Genomic DNA, 19162 nt, shown 5'->3' with positions numbered 1-19162 from the left:
CCGCCGGGTGGGCCGTCGTCGTGCTGGTGCGCGTCAGCTGTCGGTGCCGAGCACGGGCGGAGCGGCGGCTGCGCCGTCGCCCCAGACCATGTCGTCCTCCGTCAGCCAGGTCAGCCGGCCGTCGGCGTCGTCGTCCTGTGTGCCCCGGGCGCCGCCCAGAACGCCGGGGCGACCCGCCCCGCCGCGTCCCGTCCCGCTGGCCGCCCGGTCGCCGCCCTGTCGTGTGCCGTTGTCGAAGCGCCGGCCCATCCCGGTCGCGGACCGGTTGTCCGCCACCGGAGTGCCGCCGGCGGACCGGACCGCCGAGGCCGGTGCGTTGCCGCTCGCGGCGAGGGCTCCGGTGCCGAGCACGCCGCCCGTCGGGCCGAACTGGAGGCCCGGTCCGCCGGCCGAGGCCGTCGAGGTGCCGCCCAGCCCGACGGGACCCGTCGTGGGGGGCGTGCCGGTCAGCACCGTGGCGCCGGCGAGGGAGGTGCCGGCCGGGACGCCGCCGGGAACGCCGTCGGTCACGCCGCCGCCCGGCTGCCCGCCGCCGACGGCGCCCGGGACGAGCGTCCCGGTCGCGCCGCCGCCCGGTCCGGAGCTCGGCCGGTCGGGGGCCGCGACGGTGGCGCCGCCGGGCTGCCCGGCGAGGCCGGAGGTTTTCGGCGCGGCCGTCGGCGTGCTGGCGCCCGGGCCGCTGCGCGGGGGCGTCGAATCGCGGCTGGTCGTGCCAGGGATGTCCGGATGCGGTGGGGGCGGCGGGACGAGCCGGCCGTACGCCGAGAGGTCGTAGCCGGCGGCCAGCTCGGCCACCACGTTGACCATGCGCTGGTGGGCCTTCTCCTGCTCGGCCTTGTCCTGCTGGTGCCCCAGCAGCCCGCCGACCACGATGCCCGGCACGCCGAACACGGCGCCCTTGGCCGCGCCGGAGAGCGCCTGGTCGTGGTCGTCGGTCTCGGCCGGACTCTCCGCCTGCTCGCGGGCGGTGCGCAGCTCGCCGGACATCAGGGTCAGGCCCCGGCTCACGTCCGCCATGCCCTCGCCGAGCTTGTCGGCGTAGTCGGTGACGAGCGTCAACCGCCGCTGGAACTCCTGCGAGGCCGAGCCCGTCCAGGTGTTGGCGAGCTTGTCGAGGTCGCCGCTGAGCTCGCGGGACAGCCCGTCGAGCATGCCCTTGAGCGCCGTCCACTGCGCGGCGACGCCGTCGATCTGGCCCGGCTGGCCGGCCATCACGGCGTCGTAGAGCTGCTGGTGGCTGACGTGCTGGTAGCGCTGGGTGTATTCAGACACGCGGATCCTCCTTCCGCTTCAACGCGTCGTCCACCCCGTTCAGCGCGGCGGCGATGTCGGCGGAGTTGGCCGCGTTGCGCTCCTCGGCGGTGCGGTAGTTGGCCAGGATCGTCGCGGTGGCGCTCTGCGCGGCCTTCACCGCCGCACGCAGCCGGTCGACCTGGTCCACGTAGGACTGGTGGATCTCGGAGTAGCGGCGGGAGTTCTCGGTGGCGTCGGCGAACGAGCCCAGCGCCGGGGGCCGGCACTGCATCTCGGTGCTCAGCTTCCGCAACGCCTTCTCCGCCTCGGTCAGCCGGTTGGCCAACTTCTGGTGGAAGTCCTCCAGGGACAGCAGGTCGACTGTCGTGCGCCCGGTCATGGCAGCATCCCCGTACGTCATCGTCGCTAACCGTTGGCAGGGCTCAGGTTAGTCGACGGGTGCGACGCGGGCGACCCGCCACCGGCGTCGATCCGTCACGCGCGGGTCCGGCTCCGCTCGCGGGCGGGCCGACCTCAGCCGTCCGCTCCCGGGCTGGCGGACGAGCCGTCCGGCGAGGCCGGCGCGTCCGACGCCGGTTGCCCGGAGGGCGTCACCGGCGTACCGGACCGCTCCGGCGCGGGGCTGCCCGTCGGCTTCGCCGCGCCGGCCGACGGCTTCGCCGGGGCCGACGGCGCGGGGCCGGGCGCGAAGTGGGCGAGCGCGTCGTCCCGCGAGAGCGTCGGCCCCGTGGGCACGAGGGCCAGCAGCGACGCCGGTACGGCCAGCGGGGTGACCCCCTCGTAGCCCAGCGCCGACATGGCGCCGACGCCGAGCGGGTAGCGGACGCCCTGGGCGCTGATCAGGTGGACGGTGGCGCCGGGGGCGGCCGTGCCGCTCTCGCCGGACCCGGGCGTGGCCTGCACGAGCACGCCCTTACCCCCGGGCAGCAGCACGCCCTCGGCGGTACGCACGCCGTCGCGCGCGCTCTGCCGCACGGGCACCCCGCCGGGCGCGGCCAGCTCCGCCGGCACCCGGTCGAAGACCTCCAGCGTGGTGGTGGGCGGCCCGCCGTCGGTGCCCGCCCGGTAGGTCGCGCAGACCGCCGTCCGGCCCGCGGTGACCGGGTGCAGCGCGGGCAGGGCCTGCGGCATCCCGGCCTCCTCCGCCCGCTCGTCGGTCAGCAGCTTGCCGGCCTGCGCCGGGGTGATGTCGGTGACCTGGCCGCCGTCGCGCAGCAGCAGCAGCGCGCTGATCTCGCCGATCGCGGAGAGACCCTCCCGGGTGAGCACGTAGTGCTGGCCCGCCGCCCGGAAGACCTGACCGACCTTGGCCGGGCGCTCGGTCAGCGTGCTGGCCTCGTCCTCGCCGGCGATGGTCGGCTGCCGCATGACCGGCCCGGCCGGCACGGCGTTGAGCAGTTGCTGCCCCACGGGCAGACGGGGCGCGTTGGCCATCCGCAGCGCGGCGAGCGCGGAGTCGCCGCCCGTCACCTGCAACCGCCGGTCGCCGGTGAGCAGGTGCCGCTGGCCGTCGGCCTCCACCAGCACGGCCCGGTCGCCGAGCGGCGCACCACCGGGCAGCGGCCGGTCGATCACCACCCGGGTGCTGGAGCGGCGGGGATCGGCCGGGTCCGGGACGTCGCAGACGGACCAGGGCAGGCCCGTCAGGGACTTGCGGTCCGGGAGCGCGTCGGGGGCACCGACGATGCCGACCGTACGGCCCCGGGGCCGGTCCCGGATCGACGCCTGGGACATCGTGCGGACCTGCGGGGCCGGCTCGTTGATGATCAGTCGGGCGGAGGCGTAGTTGAGGGTGGGGTGCAGCTGCCCGTCGACGAAGACGTACGTCGCCCCGGTCTCCCGCTCGATCACCAGGGTGTTCGGCTCCAGCGGCGCCGTGTTGCCGGTGAACTGCCCGTACGCGCCGACGCCACCGAGCACCACGGCCGCGGCGATGACGCTGCCGAAGACCGCCATGCCGAGCCGCCGCATCGGCAGGTTGCTGGTCTCGGGGTCGCCCGACAGCAGCGCCGAGACGATCCGGCGGGTGACGAAGCGGTACGCCTGCACCTGGTCGCGGCGGGTCCGCATGACTTACCTCCGGCGGGGGTGGGTCCGCGACGAGCAGGTCCGAGTCGGTGTCGCGGGCTTCCCTACGATAAGGGGCCGTCGACGGGTCACCGGGACCAGCGCCCGACCCGATCCGGCGGACGCTCCGCCGTCCAGAAAGGGACTGTCAGCGATGACGCAGGTTCAGGCGCCACCCGGTCGTCCGGCACCGCAGCCGTCCGGCGTCGCCCAGCGGCCGGTCGTCCCGGCCGACCGGCGCGGCCGTGGTCGGATCGGGCCCGTGGCCGTGGGGCAGCTCGTGGTGCTGGAACTCTGCGCCCTGGCCGTCTGGGCGGCGCTGGGCGGGCCGGGCTGGTTGGCCCCCACCGTCGGGGTGCTGTCGCTGGCGGTGGTGGGCGCGGTCTTCGCCCGCCGGGGTGGCCGCTGGTGGTACGAGGACCTGCTGCTGCGCAGGCGGCTGCGGCGGCGTCGGGAGGCGGCCAGGAGCACCGTCGCGGCGGGCGGCGGGGCCGACCCCAGGCTGGCCCCCCTGGCCCCTGAGCTGACTGTGACCGAGCTCACGGACCGCGGCACCCGCCTCGGCATCGGGCAGGACGCGCAGGGCTGGTTCGCGGCGGTGGCGTTGCAGGGCCACGCCGGGGCGCCCGCCGGATCGGTCGACGCGTCGGTGCTGGACCGGGCGCTGCGCGTGCTCGCCGACTTCACCGGCCCGGTCACCCGCGCCCAGGTCGTCTCGCACACCCTCGTCTGGTACCCGGCGCCGGGAGCGCCACCCGCGGCCCACCGGACGGTCTGGCTGGCGCTGCGGCTCTCCGTACGCGACGCCCGCGTCGAGACCGTCAGCCGGGGCGGCGGCATGCCCGGCGTGCACCGCACGCTCTCCGCCGGCATCGGCCGGCTGGGCAAGGCGTTGACCGCCGCCGGGCTCGACCACCGCCCCCTCAGCCGCGACGAGCTGCGCGCGGCGGTCGTCTCGGCGGCCGGGCTGGACCTGGCGCCGACGCCGCCGGCGGAGACCTGGACGGGGCTGCGCGGCGGCGGCTGGACCCAGCGTTGCCTGGTCCTGCGGCCCCGGGCCGACGCGCCGTTCGGCCCGCTGGTGGACGCGGTGACGGCGACGTCCGCCCCCTCGCACACCCTGGCCGTCGTGGTGCAGCCGGGCGGGCGCGTCGCCCCGCCGATGCTCCGGGTGGCGGCGCTCGACGACCACGTGGAGGCGCTGGTCAAGGCGGTACGGGAGGTGGCCCGCCGGTCCGGCGCCCCGGCCCGCCCCGTGGACGGCCAGCACGGTCCCGGCGTCTACGCCACCGCCCCGGCCGCCACCACGATCACGACCCTGCACCCGACCGACTGAGGACCGGGGACGCCGAGCGCGGGTCAGGGCCGCAGGTTGACGATCCAGCCGTAGAGGCCGACGACCCAGAAGGCCAGCGGGACCAGCGCGATGATCAGCATGATCTCCACGATGTCGAGCAGCCGGCCCCACACCGGGGAGATCCGCTTGCCGGCCACGGTGAGCCCGTAGATCAGGCTCACCACGGCCGCGAGCACCAGGCCGCCGAGGATCAGGCCGAGGCGTACCGCCGTCGAACCGTTGCCGAACGTGGCGGCGGCGGCCAGGCCGAGCCCGGCCGTGCCGGCGAACAGCACCGGGGTGCGCTGGGCGCGGCCCAGGAACGGCCGGGCCCGCAGCAGCGACAGCAGGGCCAGCACGAGGCAGAGCAGCACCGCCGGCAGGCTGCCGTGCAGCGCGAGCACGACCTGGGCGCCCAGCACCAGCAGCGACACCGTCCAGAGCAGCCCCGTCAGGAACCCGTCGGCCCGCTCGCTGAGCTGGAGGACCTGGCGGCCGTCCACCGACTCGGTGTCGCTCTTCAGGTCGTCGGGGCCGGTCGGGATGGACGGCACCGGCAGCCGGGCCAGCCGGTACGCCGCCATCGGCAGCGCCGGCACCGCGCCGAACGCGACCGCGGCGACGACGGCCGCCGCTGCCGGCGCGTCGGTGTCGAAGGCCAGGCTGACCACCGCGCCGAGGCCGGTGCCCGCGCCGACCGCGACCGCGCCGAAGAAGAGCGGAAGCCGGTCGCCGACGGCCAGCGCGGCCACCGCCGCGCAGAGCACCACCGCCGTGGCGCCGAGGAGCACGTGCGGGGCGCCCAGCCCGGTCAGCGGGCGGTCGCCGGCGAGCAGCAGCAGGCCGCCGACGCCCGCGTACGCCAGGCCGACGACCCCCAGCACCGACCCGGTCGCGCTGTCGGCGGCGGCCCGGGACAGCACGGCCGCGGAGACCACCAGGGCGACCGCGACGACCAGCGCGGCCAGCGCGCCCGGCAGGTGCGGCGGCCCGGTGAACAGCGCCGCCAGCGCGCCGGCGCCGAGTGCTGCGGCGGCGAAGAGCACCGCGAAGGAACGGGTGGTGCCGACCTGCCAGGCGCCCGGGCGCTGGTTGGTGGCGGTGGCCACGGCGTCGACCACGTCGTCGAAGACGATCTCCGGCGCGGTGGCCGACCGGGGGTTGAAGTAGAGCACCTCGCCGTCGCGGACGCCGAGCTGCGTGGCGGTCCGGCCGCCGTCCAGCGGCTGGCCGCCCAGCCGGGCCAGGCTCCAGCCGCCGTGCCGCACCCCCTCGTCGGCCAGGTCCTCACCCGCGTAACGGAGCAGGGTCGGCAGCAGGTCGGCGAGCGGTACGTCCGACGGCAGCGCGAGGTCCATCCGGGTGCGGGGCGCCACGATGGTGATCCGGCTCAGGCCGCCGGTCGCCGTCTTCGTCGCCACAGTGGCCTCCTCGCGCTCTCTACGATCACCCCTGGCCGGCGGCGCCGACGCACGGGTTCCTGACGCCCACGGGAGATTACCTACGATGGCGGGCACGTACGATGCCCACCCGACGACTCCGGTCGCTCGCCGAACTTCATCAGGGCCGCTTCTGGGGAGGAGACAGCCGTGAGCACGGTGGTGTTCCGCCGGCTCCCGCGTCAGCCGGGGCCTGCGCTGCCGCGAGGCGAGGTGCTGCTGGAGTCGCCTCCGGAGCTGCCCGAGCCCACCCCGCGCGGGATGGGGCAGCTGCTGATGATCCTGCCGATGGTCTGCGGCGTGGGCGCCATGGCGTTCCTCTACGCCGGCCGGGGCGGCGGCACGATGACGTACATCGCCGGCGGCCTCTTCGGTGTCTCGATGCTGGGCATGGCGATCGGGTCGCTGAGCAACGGCAACAACGACAAGGCCGAGCTCAACGCCGACCGGCGCGACTACATGCGCTACCTGGCCCAGATGCGCAAGCGCACCCGGCGCGCCGCCGAGCAGCAGCGGGCGGCGATGGCCTGGCGGCACCCGGAGCCCGACGCGCTCTGGTCGATCGCCGCTTCCCGGCGGCTGTGGGAGCGGCGGATCACCGAGGACGACTTCGGCGAGACCCGGATCGCCACCGGCCCGCAGCGCCTGGCCGTGGAGATCGTCCCGCCGGAGACCAAGCCGGTCGAGGACCTGGAGCCGATGAGCGCCATCGCGCTGCGGCGCTTCGTCCGCGCCCACTCGAGCGTGCCGGACCTGCCGACCGCGCTCTCCGTGCGCGCGTTCAGCCGGGTGGTGCTGCGCGGCGACCGGGAGCCGGTGCTCGACCTGACGCGGGCCGCGCTCGGCCAGCTCGCCACCTTCCACGCCCCGGACGACATGGTCGTCGCGATCGTCGCCGCGCCCGACCGGCAGCCGTCCTGGGACTGGGTGAAGTGGCTGCCGCACAACCACCACAGCGCCCGGACCGACGCGGCGGGCGCCCGCCGCATGGTCTTCGCGAGCCTCGCCGAGGCCGAGGAGGCGCTCGCCGGCGAGCTGGCCGGCCGGCCCCGGTTCGCGCCGGAGGCGAAGCCGCTGACCAGCGCGGCGCACCTCGTGGTGGTCATCGACGGCGGCGAGGTGTCGGCGGCCTGCCAGCTCATGGGGCCGGGGCTGCTCGGCGCGACCGTGATCGACCTCTCCGGCACCGTGCCCCGGGACGCCGGGCGCTGGCTGCTCTGCCTCGACGTGGGCGACGGCAGCTCCCTCGAACTGGTCCGCGGCACCTCCTCGTCGCGGCTCGGCCGGCCGGACCGGCTCACCGGGTCCGCCGCCGAGGGGCTGGCCCGGCAGATCGCCCCCTTCCGGCTGTCGCAGCAGCAGACCACGTCCGAGGAGCCGCTGGCGAAGAGCATGGAGCTGCCGGACCTGCTCGGCGTCGGCGACGCCGCCGCGGTCGACGTGCAGCAGACCTGGCGCCCGCGCAGCCACCGCGACCGGCTGCGCATCCCGCTCGGCGTCGGGCCAGACGGCAACGTGGTCGAGCTGGACTTCAAGGAGTCCGCGCACGAGGGCATGGGCCCGCACGGCCTGATCATCGGCGCGACCGGCTCCGGCAAGAGCGAGCTGCTGCGCACGATCGTCGGCGCGCTGGCGGTGACGCACTCCTCCGAGGAGCTCAACTTCGTCCTGGTCGACTTCAAGGGCGGCGCCACCTTCGCCTCGCTGGACGCGCTGCCGCACACCAGCGCCGTGATCACCAACCTGGCCGACGAGCTGCCGCTGGTCGACCGCATGAAGGACGCGCTGGCAGGCGAGATGACCCGCCGCCAGGAGGTGCTGCGGGCCGCCGGCAACTACGTCTCCCGCTACGACTACGAGAAGGCCCGGGCGGCCGGCGAGCCGCTGGACCCGATGCCCAGCCTGCTCATCATCTGCGACGAGTTCAGCGAGCTGCTCGCCGCGAAGCCCGACTTCATCGACCTCTTCGTGATGATCGGCCGGCTGGGCCGGTCGCTCGGCGTGCACCTGCTGCTGGCCAGCCAGCGGCTGGAGGAGGGCAAGCTGCGCGGCCTCGACACCCACCTGTCGTACCGGATCGGTCTGCGTACCTTCTCGGCGGTGGAGAGCCGGATCGTGCTCGGCGTGCCCGACGCGTACGAGCTGCCCAACGCCCCCGGCCACGGCTACCTGAAGACCGACACCAGCACCATGCTGCGGTTCCGGGCCGCGTACGTGTCCGGGCCGTACCGGGCCCCGGGGCAGGCCGCCGCGTCGTCGCGGGCGCTGGTGCAGCGCCGGATCGTCCGGTACGGGGTGGACTTCGTGCCGGTGCAGAACCCGACCCTGCCGGTGCCGGACGCGCCCGAGCCGGAGCAGCCCGCCGACGGCAAGGCCGTGGCGATGCTGGACGTGCTGATCGACCGGCTGAAGGGGCGGGGCCGCCCGGCGCACCAGGTCTGGCTGCCGCCGCTGGCGGAGCCGCCGGGCCTGGGCGAGCTGCTGCCGCCGCTGAGCGTCGACCCGAGGTACGGCCTCTGCACCGCCTCGTGGCGTGGTCGCGGGCGGCTGGCCGCTCCGGTGGGCATCGTGGACCGGCCGTACGAGCAGCGCCGTGACCCGATGCTCGTGGACCTGGCCGGCGCGGGCGGCAACGTGGTGATCGTCGGCGCCTCGCTCAGCGGCAAGAGCACGATGCTGCGCTCCATGCTCGCCTCGCTCGCGCTCACCCACACGCCGCGCGAGGTGCAGTTCTTCTGCCTGGACTTCGGTGGCGGCGCGCTGCGCAGCCTGGACGGGCTGCCGCACACGGCCGGCGTGGCCGGGCGGCGGGACACCGAGGCGGTACGCCGTACGGTGGCCGAGGTGGTGGCCGTCCTGGACGAGCGGGAGAACCGGTTCGCCCAGCACGGCATCGACTCGGTGGCGAGCTACCGCCGGCGCCGGGCGGCGGGGGAGTTCGCCGACGACCCGTTCGGCGACGTCTTCCTCGTCGTCGACGGCTGGAACACCCTGCGCCAGGAGTACGAGGAGCTGGAGCAGACGATCACCACGCTGGCCAACCGTGGCCTGGGCTTCGGCGTGCACGTGGTGCTGACCGCCGTGCGGTGGGCGGAGATCCGGATCAACATGCGGGACCTGCTCGGCACGAAGCTGGAGCTGCGTCTCGGTGACGCCAACGAGTCGGAGATCGACCGGCGGGCGGCGGCGAACGTGCCGACCGGCTCGCCCGGCCGCGGCCTGACCCGCGACAAGCTGCACTTCCTGACCGCCATCTCCCGGATCGACGGCCGGCGCGACATCGACGACCTGACCGAGGCGTCCATCGCCCTGTCCCGGCACGTCGCGGAGGCATGGAAGGGCCAGCCGGCGCCGAAGGTACGGCTGCTGCCGCGCAGGCTGCCCCTCAGCGAGCTGGCCCGGGTCGTGGACCGCTCGGCGCCGGGCCTGCCGATCGGCGTCAACGAGTCGGCGCTGGCCCCGGTCTACCTGGACCTCGCGAACGAGCCGCACCTGACGGTCTTCGGCGACGCCGAGTGCGGCAAGACCAACCTGCTGCGGCTGATCGCGCGGGGCATCACGGAGCGGTACACGCCGGCGCAGGCCCGGCTGGTCATCGCCGACTACCGGCGCGGGCTGCTCGGTGCGGTCGAGGGGGACCACCTGCTCGACTACGCGCCGTCGAACCAGGTGTTCGCGCAGGGGCTCGCCTCGATCCGCAGCGCGCTGTCCAACCGGCTGCCCGGCCCGGACGTCACCACCGCGCAGCTGCGCGACCGCAGCTGGTGGAAGGGGCCGGACCTCTACATCCTGGTCGACGACTACGACCTGGTCGCCTCGGGTGGGAGCAACCCGCTCAGCGCCCTGCACGAGCTGCTGCCCCAGGCCCGCGACATCGGCCTGCACCTGATCGTCACCCGGCGCGCGGGTGGCGTGGCCCGGGCGCTCTACGAGCCGGTCCTGCAACGCCTGCGCGAGCTGGACCAGCCCGGCCTGCTGATGTCCGGCAACCGGGAGGAGGGCGCGGTCTTCGGCACGCTGCGGCCGAGCCCGCAGCCGCCCGGCCGGGGCACCCTGGTGCGCCGCCGCGACGGCCAGCAGCTCATCCAGACGGCCTGGTCGGAGCCGGCCTGAGGCGCCCACCGACGCGGCGGTCGGCGGGACCGCCCGGGTGTGACGGAATCCGGTAACCTGCGGCACGAGCGTCGCAGCCGACGAGAGGACCGTTTTGAGCACATCGTGGACGCCCGGCGGCATGGGCGGGGCCGGTCTGGAAGGCATCCTGCGCCAGGCGCAGGAGCAGCAGCGCCGGCTCGCGGACTTCCAGCGGCAGCGCGCCGAGCTGCGGGTCGTCGGGGAGAGCCCGGACGGCCTGGTCCAGGTCACCGTCGACGGCGACATGAAGGTCGGCGACATCCAGATCGACGCCCGGGCGATGCGGCTGGACAGCTTCAGCCTGGCCGAGTCGCTCCAGGCCGCCATCGACGCCGCCTACGACGCGCACGCCGAGCGGCAGCGCGAGCTGCTGGAGGAGATGCTCGGCGGTGCCGACCTGGTCCGGCGGGCCGAGGCGGGCAAGGTCACCCCCGAGGAGTGGTTCCAGCAGTTCGGGGTGGATCTCAACGACCCGCTGCGCCGGCTGCGCGGCTGACGAGAGGAGAGGGTCCCGTGGCCAACGTCGTCGACGTCGACGCCATCCGCAAGGCCGGGCAGAAGCTCGCGGCCGCCGACGGCCCGATGGCCTACCTGCGCAACGCGCAGCGGGCGCTGGAGGGCGTCAAGCTGTCGGGCATGTCCATGACGCTGCTCGGCCTGTCCGCCGTCAGCGCGCACAACGCTGCCGTCGACGGTCACCTCGACAACCTGCGCACCGGCGTCGAGCACCTGGAGAGGGCCGCCGCCAACCTCGAACAGAGCGCGCTCAACTGGGAGAAGTCGGACCAGCCCTGGGTGGTCAAGTGACCTCGCGGGTGCGGGACGCAGGGAGGGCTCGATGCCGGAGATCCTGATCGCGAATTCCTCGGGCTCGGTGGTGGGGACGCACAGCGTCGCCGCGCAGACCGCGCCGGTCCGCTCGCTGGCCGGGGCGGCCCGGGCCAACTGGGTGTGGCTGGTCGGCGCCGCCTTCCTGACCGCCGCCATCATCCACCTCGAGACGTTCGACAACGACGAGGTCAACCAGTCCATCAAGGAGTGGGGCGACGCGGCCCGCTTCCTGGGCGGCGACCAGTTCGGAGCGGCGCTAGAGAGCGTGATCCCGTCCAGCGAGGAGTGGGACTTCGACGACCGGGACGCGTTCGACGCCTTCGTGCAGAAGCTGAACGCCGAGATCGGGGCGCTCGCGGAGGCGCTCAACGCCAACAAGGACGCGCTTACCGCCGTCCGCGACCACTTCAACGCCTCGATCGACGCCCTGGTCGGCGCGCTGGTGCCGATCCTCATCGCGGTCATCGCGGCCGTGGCCCTCCAGGCGTTCCCCGCGACCGCGCCGCTGGCGCAGGCGATCGGGGTGGCCGGCCTCACCGCCACCGCGGCGATCCTCGGGCTCATCTTCACGGACATCGGCGCGCTGTTCTCCACGGTGGCGTCGGCGTTCCGCGGTAACAGTCAGTACAACTTCGTCTCGGACTCCCGTCCGGGCTGGGCGACCGGCGACGCCGACCCCGACATCCAGGACATCCAGATCGACTGGGTGCAGGACCCGGGCTTCTACCGGGCCTGAGCGACCGGGCCGAGAGGTGGGGGCCACCGTGTGGCAGAGCATGTTGTTCGGGTACGCGCTGGTGACCATCCCGGTCTTCATCGTCCTGGGGCTGGTCGCGCAGTTCACCCGGTCGCGGCTGACCCGCAGGGCGATGGAACTCGTCCTGCTCAGCGGGGTGGCGGCATTCGCGGTGGCCCTCGGCACCCTCGCCGACGACGCGGTGCAGTGGGTGCTCGTGTCGATGCTCGCCCTGATCTTCGTGGTCGGGGTGGTGCTGCACGTGCGCTCGTACTCGCGCTCCGCATAGGTGCGAGGGGCCGCTCCGGCGGCGGTCGGGCGACCGCTCGGGGCAGGGCTGCGGGGCATGGACACCGTCCGCTACGGTCTTGACTGAGTGTCCGTCGGTGGGGTGATTGCCTTGCGGCGGGGGAGGACGCGGCGACTGCGCCGCCACAAGAAGACGGAAGGGTGTGAAGCATGGCGTTCGAGGTCGAAGCAGCGACTCTGCATACCGCCGCGGGTGACGTGCGCTCCACGCGCAGCGATGTCGACGGCGAGCTGAAGAAGCTGTGGAACGTGGTCGACGACCTGGCCATCGCCTGGAAGGGGCAGGCGTCCACCGGCTTCCAGTCGCTCATGCAGCGCTGGAACGAGGACACGGGCAAGCTGCTGACGGCGATGGACAACATCGCCGACCTGCTCGACAAGTCGGGTACGACGCACCAGGTCAACGACGAAGAGCAGCAGCAGATGCTGGACAAGTTCCACTCTGCACTCAACCCGTGATCCGCCGAGCCGAGCAGAGGAGGAACTCATGAGCATCAAGGTCGACTACGCGGTCCTCGAGAGCAGCAACCAGCAGATGATGGCCATCTCGAAGACCATCGACGAGAAGCTGGACACGCTGCGTTCGATGCTGTCGAAGCTCCAGTGGGACGGCGAGGACCGTGCCGCCTACGAGCAGCACCAGGCGCAGTGGGACGCCGCCGTCCGGGACATCAACAAGATCCTGAACGACATCGGTGGCGCCGTGGGCATCGCCCGCGAGAACTACGTCAGCACCGAGATGAGCAACGCCAAGGCGTGGAACTGACACAGTCGCCGACGCGGCTCCGGTCCGGTTCGACCGGGCCGGAGCCGCGTCGCGTTGTGTGCCGATAGGTCCTGGGAGAATCATGCGTGCGGGCAAGCCTTCGCGGTCCAAGCTCCGGCTGGCCGTCGCGGCGCTGACGGTGGTCGTCGGCGCCGGTTCCGGTCCACTGGCCGCGCCGGCCCCGGCCCGCGCCGACACGGTGCGTGGCCTCCAGTGGTACCTCGACACCCTGAAGATCCCGCAGGCCCACAAGCTCACCAAGGGCAGGGGCGTGACCGTCGCGGTCATCGACACCGGGGTCAACCCCAACCTGCCGGACCTGCGCGGTCAGGTCCTGCCGGGCAAGGGCATCGGTTCCGGGACGGCGGCCGACGGTCGCCGCGACGACGACGCCAGGAAGGCCCACGGTTCGGCGATGGCCGGGATCATCGCGTCCCGGGGCGGTGGCGCGATGCGGCACCTGGGCATCGCCCCGGAGGCGAAGATCCTGCCCGTCGCGATGGGTGACTCCTTCGATTCGGCAGACCTCTCGAAGGGCATCCGCTGGGCGGCCGACGCCGGCGCCGACGTGATCAACATGTCCGTCGGGACGGGCACGGCGGCGACCCCCGACGAGATCGCCGCCGTCCGCTACGCCCTGGACAAGGACGTCGTGCTGATCGCCTCGGCCGGCAACCGGCTGCAGAACGACCGCGTCGTCACCAGCCCCGCGAACATCCCCGGCGTCATCGCGGTGACCGGGCTGGCCAAGAACGGCGAGTTCTTCGCGCAGAGCGCCACCGGTCGGGAGGCCGTGCTCGCCGCGCCGATGCAGGAGATCATCTCTCCCCGGTCCGCGTCCGTGTCGTCAAACGGTTACGGCATCGGCAGCGGCACGAGCGACGCCGCCGCCATCACCTCCGGGGTGGCGGCGCTGGTCCGCGCCAAGTACCCGGACCTCGACGCGGCCAACGTGGTGAACCGGCTGATCCGCACCGCCCGCGACCTGGGCCCGGCCGGCCGCGACAGCCAGCACGGCTTCGGCGCGGTCGACCCGATCGCCGCGCTGACGCGATCGGTGCCGGCGGTCGACGCGCACCCGCTGCTCGCCGGCGCCCCGGACGGCGCCGCCCCGCCCGCGGGCGCGGCCACGCCGCAGAAGGACGACGGGCCGGCGGTGTCGATAAGCATGAAGAAGGACACGGGCGCGCTGGTGCAGGGGGCGCTCTGCCTGCTCGTGCCCGTCGCGTTGCTGATCCTCGTGATCGTGCTGGTGCGCCGGTCCCGCCGGAAGGCGGCCGTCGCCCGGCCCGGCCCGCCCGGTTACCCGCCGCCCGGCGGCCCGCCCGGCTATCCGCCGCCCGGCCCGCAGGCCGGTCCGCAGGCCGGTCCGCCCGGGTACCCGCCGCACCCCGGCCACCCGCCGTCCGGCGGCGCCCCGGGAGGGCCGCACGGCAACCCGCAGTTCGGCGCGCCCGGCTATCCGCCGCCCGGCGGGGCACCCGGCACGCCGGCACCGCCCCAGGCGGGACCCCCGCCCGGGTACGGCCCGACGCCCACCGGCGGAACCCACCCGTACGGTGCGCCGCCGGCACCACCTCCGCCGACCCCCGGCGGACACCAGCAGTAAGCCACATTGTCAGTCGGCGACGGGGAGGAACCGATGACGGACGACCGGACGAGCCCACAGGTGGACAGGACGGACCAGCCGGACGAGATCCGGGTGGACACCCCGTACATGCCCATCACCCCGCTGGCACCCACCGTGCACGTCAGCGGCATCACGATGGACAACGTCAACCGGGCGCAGACCCCCTCCGGCCTGGTGCCGGGGTCGGGCGAGAGCGGCGACAACACGGAGTGGGACGCGTCCAGTCTGGACAAGGCCATCGAGTGGTTGGAGTCGCACGCCTCGTTTCTCAACAAGCAGTCGTACACGATGGTCGAGATCCAGGACCGGATGGGCGGCGCGGCGGCGTCGGGCGGCATGAACGGCGTGGGGGGCGGGGCGACGAGCCCGCTCGGCGCCTTCGACCGGGCGGGCGACCTGGCCCGCAAGCACGGCAGCCTCTTCACCACCACGCAGCAGAGCGTCCGCAAGCTCGCCGAGGACCTCTACCAGGCCGCCAACGCGCTGCGCGAGGTCAAGGAGAACTACGAGACGGCGGAGAAGGCGAACGCCATGTCCGCCGCCGAGATGGAGCGCGCCTTCAGCCAAGCCGCCACCAACGGATCCAACGGCTGATCGGGAGGGTGACAGGATGCCGAGCTGGGAAGAGATGTGCCAGCAGATCGTCGTCGCGGGCAGGCCGGGCGACGTCACCAGCGCCGCCCTGGGCTGGGAGCAGCTGCTGAAGAACCTGAACTCCGTCAAGGAGAGCCTGGAGACGAACGTCGCCGATCTCGGTGAGGTGTGGAAGGGCCCGGCGTACGAGTCCTTCAAGACCCACATCAAGCAGATCGCCACGGACACGGGCCGGGTCGTCGACGACGCCGAGAAGCACAACGGCATCGTCCAGTCGCTGAAGACCGCCGCCGACAAGCTGAGCGCCGCGCAGGCCGAGTTCCCCATCCCCGCGAGCTGCGTGAACGACGTGCTGGAGGCGCGCAACGGCCGCATCGTGATCGACACGGGCCTCTTCGAGATGAAGGTCAAGCCCGACTTCCTGGGCCTGCTCGACCCGCTCACCTCGCTCGCCGACTGGCTCAACGACAAGTCCGACGAGGCGGCCAAGGTCTACAACCAGGTCAGCGGCGAATACGTGACCATCGACTCGGGCACGCCCGGCCAGACCACGCCGGGCACCACCCAGTCGCCGAACGTGGAGACCCCGAACCTGGGCGGTGGCCCGGGTGCCGGTCCGATGGGCGGTGCGCCCAGCATGGGCGGGATGCCCTCGACCGGCGGCATGCCGGGCGGTGGCATGCCGTCGCTCAGCGGGGCCGGCGTGCCCGAGACCGGGACCACCGGGATCGGCTCCACCGCGCACCCCGGCCTGACCACTGGCGGCTACGACCCGAGCGGTGGTTACGACCCCAGCGGTGGCTACGACCCGAGCACGGGCAGCCTCGCCGACGACTACGGCAGCGGCCTGGCCGGTGCCGGCGCCCCGACGGTCCCCGCGCTCGGCGGCGGTGGCGGTGGCGGCGGCCTGCCCGGCACCACCGGGCTCGGCGGCGGTGGCGGTGGCGGGCTGGGCGGCGGGGGCGTCATCCCGGGCGGCGGCTCGCTCGGCCGGCCGGTGAGCCCCAACATGGGCCCGATGATGGGCGGCGGCGCGGCCGGCGCCAATCGCGGCGGCGGCCGGGGCGCTGGTGGCAAGCTCGGCGCCGGCGGCAAGCTCGGTGCGGGTGGCATGGGCCCGATGATGGGCGGCGCGGCCGGTGGGGCCGGCCGTGGCGGCGGGCGCGCGGGTGCCGCCGGCGTGGGCGCCAAGGGCGTCGGTGCGGGCGCGCGGGGCGTCGGTGGCATGGCCGGCATGGGCGCCGGCTACGGCGAGGAGGAGACCCCTCGCAACACCTGGCTGGAGGAGGACGAGGACGTCTGGGGCGCGGACGGCGGCGGTACGCCGGGCATCCTGCGCTGACGGAGTCACGCCGAGCGCCGTCCACCGCACCGGTGGGCGGCGCTCGACGCTGTCCGGGCGGGCTCGGGGCGGTGCGGGAGAAGGGCGTCAGCCGGTCGTGGCGTCCGTCGCGGACGGGCGGCGGCCCGGGCGCCAGCCCCGGCGTCGCCCGCGGATCAGGATCGGCTTGACGGACAGCAGCAGCGCGGCGACGAGCGCGCCGACGGCGGCGGCCCAGACCGCGACGGTGCCCTGCCAGGCGAGCGGGTCCTCGGTGGAGGGCGGTGCCGGCATCGCGCCGGCCGGCGGGTCGGTACGGGTGCCGAGCACGGTCGCCACCGCCCGGTACGGGTTCACCACCCCGTGGCCGACCTCGGCGTTCTTCCCCTCGGGCGGGCTGTCGGCCGTCCGGATCAGCCGGTCGGCGACCTGCTCCGGGTCGAGGTCGGGGTGGGCGGCCCGGACCAGCGCGGCCACCCCGGAGACGTACGCGGCGGCGAAGCTGGTGCCGCCCTGCGGCTCGGCGAGGAAGCCCTCGCCCCCGGGGGCCGGGCCGAGGATGTTCAGCCCGGGCGCCGCGAGGTCGACGTAGTCCCCGCTGACCGAGCTGCCCACGTGACCGCCCTCCTCGTCCACCCCGGCGACCGCGATCACTCCCGGGTAGGCGGCCGGGAACGCGGGCCTGTCCTGCTGGTTCTCCTGGCGGTTGCCGGCGGCGGCCACCACGACCACCCCCTCGTCGAGGGCGTAGCGGACGGCGTCGGCGAGATCCTGCCGGTCCAGGGTCACCAGCGACAGGTTGATCACGTCGGCGCCGTTCTGCACCGACCACCGGATCGCGTCGGCGATCTGCCCCGGCAGCCCCTCGTCGACGGTGGTCTTGGTGTCGGGCAGGACGCGTACCGGGAGGATCCTGGCCTGCGGGGCGATGCCGCTGAACGACGCGCCGGTGCCCTCCTTCCCGGCGATGATGCCGGCGACGATGGTGCCGTGGCCGGCGAGGTCGCAGCGGCCCTGCTGCTGCGGCAGGCCGTTGAAGTCCCGGCCCACCTTGACCTGGCCCTTCAGGGCGGGATGGAGGGCGGAGACGCCGGAGTCGATGACCGCCACCGTGACGCCGGCGCCCCGGGAGATCCGCCAGGCCGACGAGGGTTCGAGTCTCCTCAGCGGCCACGGCGTCTCGGCGGGGGCGGCGACCCCGGGGGGCCCGCAGCGGGGGACCGCCGCCGAGGCGGGCGACGGGGCGATGACGGCGGTGCCGAGCAGGACCGCGGCCGCTCCACCGAGGACCGCGCGGGCACCGCGCCCGCCTCGGCGGGTCGGCCCGGTCCCGCCCGGTCGGAAACTCTCGCGCACGCGGTGAGATTACCGCCGGGGGCCGGAGCGGCGTGCCGCCGCCCGGGCCCCTCGTCAGGAACGCTCGGTGGCCTCGGCCGGCTCCTGGTCGTCGGCGAAGAGGGCGAGGAGGGCGCCGACCTGCCGGTCCGCTTCGGCGGGGTGCCGGAACCGCCCGGCGGGGTTGAGCGTGTACTCGTTGCGTCGGCCCACCCGGGTGCGGTTCAGGTAGCCGCCGGCCTCCAGGTCGGCGACGATCGCCTGCGCGGCCCGCTCGGTGACGCCCACCTCGTCGGCGAGGTCGCGGAGCCGGGCGGTGGGGTTGCGGGCGATGGCGAGCAGCACGTGCCCGTGGTTGGTGAGGAAGGTCCAGTTGCGGGTGCTCCCGTTCTCCCCTGTCGTCGCCATGCCCGCCATCGTATGGCCCCTGCTTCGTGTTTTCCTGCGCGCCCTCGCGGCCGACGGACGCGCGGCACCCCGACCGCCACCGCGCCGGGGCCGTCGAACATATGAAATGCATATCACGCATCCCTTGACGTATCTTGCAGTGCGTGTGACGGTGGTGGCAGCCCGCGTCCAGCGTCGGCCCGGGTGACCAGGCCGTTCACGTGAGGTAGCGAGGTGTGGGATGAGTCGTCCCGGATCGCCAGGAAGCCAACCGGGCCCGGAGCGGACGCTCCCGGCGCCGGCCACGGGCGGGGCCCCGGCCGACGTCGGCACCGCGATCGCCGTCCCCGCGAGTCCCGAGCAGGCGCTCGCCGAGCTGCACGCCGGCAACCGGCGGTTCGTGACCGGCGCCCCGCGCCACCCCAACCAGGACGCCGGGCACCGCGCCGCGGTCGCCGACGGGCAGCACCCTTTCGCGGTGATCGTGGGTTGCTCCGACTCCCGGCTCGCCGCCGAGATCATCTTCGACCGCGGCCTCGGTGACCTCTTCGTGGTCCGCACCGCCGGGCACACCATCGGTCCCGAGGTGCTGGGCAGCGTGGAGTACGCCGTCACGGTCCTGGGCACGCCGCTGGTGGTGGTGCTCGGTCACGACTCCTGCGGGGCCGTCCAGGCGGCTCGTGCGGCGGACGCCACCGGCACCCCGCCGGTCGGGCACCTGTGCGCCGTGGTGGACGCCGTGGTGCCCAGCCTGCGCCGGGCCGCCGCCGAGGGCGTGCACGACATCGACGGCATCGTCGACATCCACATCGCGCACACCGTCGAGGCGATGCTGGGCCGCTCCGCCGTCCTCGCCGCGGAGGTGGCCGCCGGCCGCTGCGGGGTGGTCGGCATGTCGTACCGGCTGACCGCCGGCGAGGTGCGGACGGTGGCCGAGGTGCCCGCCCGTACGGCCGACGCGCCGGAGGCGGCGGCCAGCGCCGCGCTCGCCTGACTCCGTTCGCCCGGCAGGTCGTCGCGGCG

Annotated in this window: 18 protein-coding genes; 12 read left to right on the top strand and 6 right to left on the bottom strand. The window is 74.5% G+C overall.

Features of this window, described 5'->3' with window-relative positions; translation table 11 throughout:
* Positions 1 to 33: 33 nt before the first annotated feature.
* From ACGFNF_RS27595 to eccB, 3 genes are all read right to left on the bottom strand, one after another.
* The gene (locus tag ACGFNF_RS27595; RefSeq protein WP_393171663.1) at positions 34 to 1272 is read right to left on the bottom strand and encodes a WXG100 family type VII secretion target; all 1239 of its coding nucleotides are present in this window, start codon (positions 1270 to 1272) and stop codon (positions 34 to 36) included.
* Complete coding sequence (locus ACGFNF_RS27590) at positions 1265 to 1633, bottom strand: hypothetical protein (protein WP_151456012.1); 369 nt, start codon at positions 1631 to 1633, stop codon at positions 1265 to 1267. The genes ACGFNF_RS27595 and ACGFNF_RS27590 overlap by 8 nt, the downstream gene beginning before the upstream one ends.
* Before the next feature lie 134 nt (positions 1634 to 1767).
* A complete protein-coding gene (gene eccB, locus ACGFNF_RS27585) occupies positions 1768 to 3324 on the bottom strand; it encodes a type VII secretion protein EccB (protein WP_393171660.1) in 1557 nt (518 codons plus the stop codon).
* Between the two features lie 151 nt (positions 3325 to 3475).
* Here eccB and ACGFNF_RS27580 point away from each other — a divergent pair, with 151 nt between their 5' ends.
* Complete coding sequence (locus tag ACGFNF_RS27580; RefSeq protein ID WP_393171658.1) at positions 3476 to 4657, top strand: type VII secretion protein EccE; 1182 nt, start codon at positions 3476 to 3478, stop codon at positions 4655 to 4657.
* A gap of 23 nt (positions 4658 to 4680) precedes the next feature.
* Here ACGFNF_RS27580 and eccD read toward each other — a convergent pair whose 3' ends face one another.
* On the bottom strand, positions 4681 to 6078 hold the full coding sequence (eccD, locus tag ACGFNF_RS27575; RefSeq protein WP_393171656.1) for a type VII secretion integral membrane protein EccD: 1398 nt from the start codon (positions 6076 to 6078) through the stop codon (positions 4681 to 4683).
* Between the two features lie 168 nt (positions 6079 to 6246).
* Between eccD and eccCa the strand changes: the two genes are divergently transcribed.
* The 10 genes from eccCa to ACGFNF_RS27525 all read left to right on the top strand — a co-directional run bounded on the left by eccCa (position 6247) and on the right by ACGFNF_RS27525 (position 16438).
* On the top strand, positions 6247 to 10209 hold the full coding sequence (gene eccCa / locus ACGFNF_RS27570) for a type VII secretion protein EccCa (protein WP_393171654.1): 3963 nt from the start codon (positions 6247 to 6249) through the stop codon (positions 10207 to 10209).
* A gap of 94 nt (positions 10210 to 10303) precedes the next feature.
* Positions 10304 to 10726, top strand: a complete 423-nt coding sequence (locus ACGFNF_RS27565; protein ID WP_357580317.1) for a YbaB/EbfC family nucleoid-associated protein — start codon at positions 10304 to 10306, stop codon at positions 10724 to 10726.
* Positions 10727 to 10743: 17 nt separating this feature from the next.
* Entirely contained in the window at positions 10744 to 11037 is a 294-nt protein-coding gene (locus ACGFNF_RS27560) for a hypothetical protein (protein ID WP_393171651.1), read from the top strand.
* Positions 11038 to 11068: 31 nt separating this feature from the next.
* Positions 11069 to 11797 (top strand): hypothetical protein, encoded by a 729-nt coding sequence (locus ACGFNF_RS27555; protein ID WP_132231854.1) that lies wholly within the window; start codon positions 11069 to 11071, stop codon positions 11795 to 11797.
* Positions 11798 to 11825: 28 nt separating this feature from the next.
* Complete coding sequence (locus ACGFNF_RS27550; protein ID WP_393171649.1) at positions 11826 to 12086, top strand: hypothetical protein; 261 nt, start codon at positions 11826 to 11828, stop codon at positions 12084 to 12086.
* Between the two features lie 170 nt (positions 12087 to 12256).
* Complete coding sequence (locus tag ACGFNF_RS27545) at positions 12257 to 12565, top strand: WXG100 family type VII secretion target (protein WP_089002280.1); 309 nt, start codon at positions 12257 to 12259, stop codon at positions 12563 to 12565.
* 28 nt (positions 12566 to 12593) lie between these two features.
* Complete coding sequence (locus ACGFNF_RS27540) at positions 12594 to 12872, top strand: WXG100 family type VII secretion target (protein WP_101413905.1); 279 nt, start codon at positions 12594 to 12596, stop codon at positions 12870 to 12872.
* Positions 12873 to 12954: 82 nt separating this feature from the next.
* Entirely contained in the window at positions 12955 to 14481 is a 1527-nt protein-coding gene (locus tag ACGFNF_RS27535; RefSeq protein ID WP_393171647.1) for a S8 family serine peptidase, read from the top strand.
* A gap of 33 nt (positions 14482 to 14514) precedes the next feature.
* On the top strand, positions 14515 to 15096 hold the full coding sequence (locus ACGFNF_RS27530; RefSeq protein WP_311410556.1) for a hypothetical protein: 582 nt from the start codon (positions 14515 to 14517) through the stop codon (positions 15094 to 15096).
* Positions 15097 to 15112: 16 nt separating this feature from the next.
* Positions 15113 to 16438, top strand: coding sequence for a hypothetical protein (locus ACGFNF_RS27525; protein WP_357580314.1), 1326 nt, complete (start codon positions 15113 to 15115; stop codon positions 16436 to 16438).
* Between the two features lie 87 nt (positions 16439 to 16525).
* Here the strand turns inward: ACGFNF_RS27525 and mycP are convergent, their stop codons facing one another.
* On the bottom strand, positions 16526 to 17773 hold the full coding sequence (gene mycP, locus ACGFNF_RS27520) for a type VII secretion-associated serine protease mycosin (RefSeq protein WP_357576690.1): 1248 nt from the start codon (positions 17771 to 17773) through the stop codon (positions 16526 to 16528).
* Positions 17774 to 17827: 54 nt separating this feature from the next.
* Positions 17828 to 18169, bottom strand: a complete 342-nt coding sequence (locus tag ACGFNF_RS27515) for a helix-turn-helix transcriptional regulator (protein ID WP_393171644.1) — start codon at positions 18167 to 18169, stop codon at positions 17828 to 17830.
* 211 nt (positions 18170 to 18380) lie between these two features.
* Here ACGFNF_RS27515 and ACGFNF_RS27510 point away from each other — a divergent pair, with 211 nt between their 5' ends.
* Positions 18381 to 19133 (top strand): carbonic anhydrase, encoded by a 753-nt coding sequence (locus ACGFNF_RS27510; protein ID WP_132231846.1) that lies wholly within the window; start codon positions 18381 to 18383, stop codon positions 19131 to 19133.
* The last annotated feature ends 29 nt before the right edge of the window (positions 19134 to 19162 follow it).

The sequence above is a fragment of the Micromonospora sp. NPDC048868 genome (assembly GCF_043198195.1).
Taxonomy (GTDB): Bacteria; Actinomycetota; Actinomycetes; order Mycobacteriales; family Micromonosporaceae; genus Micromonospora; species Micromonospora reichwaldensis.
This window is presented reverse-complemented; position numbering and strand designations above follow the sequence as displayed.

Excerpts from the sequence above, each read along its gene's own strand:
- ACGFNF_RS27590 (WP_151456012.1), bottom strand. The coding sequence starts at position 1,633 with ATGACCGGGCGCACGACAGTCGACCTGCTGTCCCTGGAGGACTTCCAC.
- ACGFNF_RS27530 (WP_311410556.1), top strand. The coding sequence starts at position 14,515 with ATGACGGACGACCGGACGAGCCCACAGGTGGACAGGACGGACCAGCCG.
- ACGFNF_RS27540 (WP_101413905.1), top strand. The coding sequence starts at position 12,594 with ATGAGCATCAAGGTCGACTACGCGGTCCTCGAGAGCAGCAACCAGCAG.
- ACGFNF_RS27510 (WP_132231846.1), top strand. The coding sequence starts at position 18,381 with ATGAGTCGTCCCGGATCGCCAGGAAGCCAACCGGGCCCGGAGCGGACG.
- ACGFNF_RS27555 (WP_132231854.1), top strand. The coding sequence starts at position 11,069 with ATGCCGGAGATCCTGATCGCGAATTCCTCGGGCTCGGTGGTGGGGACG.
- ACGFNF_RS27525 (WP_357580314.1), top strand. The coding sequence starts at position 15,113 with ATGCCGAGCTGGGAAGAGATGTGCCAGCAGATCGTCGTCGCGGGCAGG.
- ACGFNF_RS27515 (WP_393171644.1), bottom strand. The coding sequence starts at position 18,169 with ATGGCGGGCATGGCGACGACAGGGGAGAACGGGAGCACCCGCAACTGG.
- ACGFNF_RS27580 (WP_393171658.1), top strand. The coding sequence starts at position 3,476 with ATGACGCAGGTTCAGGCGCCACCCGGTCGTCCGGCACCGCAGCCGTCC.
- ACGFNF_RS27535 (WP_393171647.1), top strand. The coding sequence starts at position 12,955 with ATGCGTGCGGGCAAGCCTTCGCGGTCCAAGCTCCGGCTGGCCGTCGCG.
- ACGFNF_RS27545 (WP_089002280.1), top strand. The coding sequence starts at position 12,257 with ATGGCGTTCGAGGTCGAAGCAGCGACTCTGCATACCGCCGCGGGTGAC.
- eccB (WP_393171660.1), bottom strand. The coding sequence starts at position 3,324 with ATGCGGACCCGCCGCGACCAGGTGCAGGCGTACCGCTTCGTCACCCGC.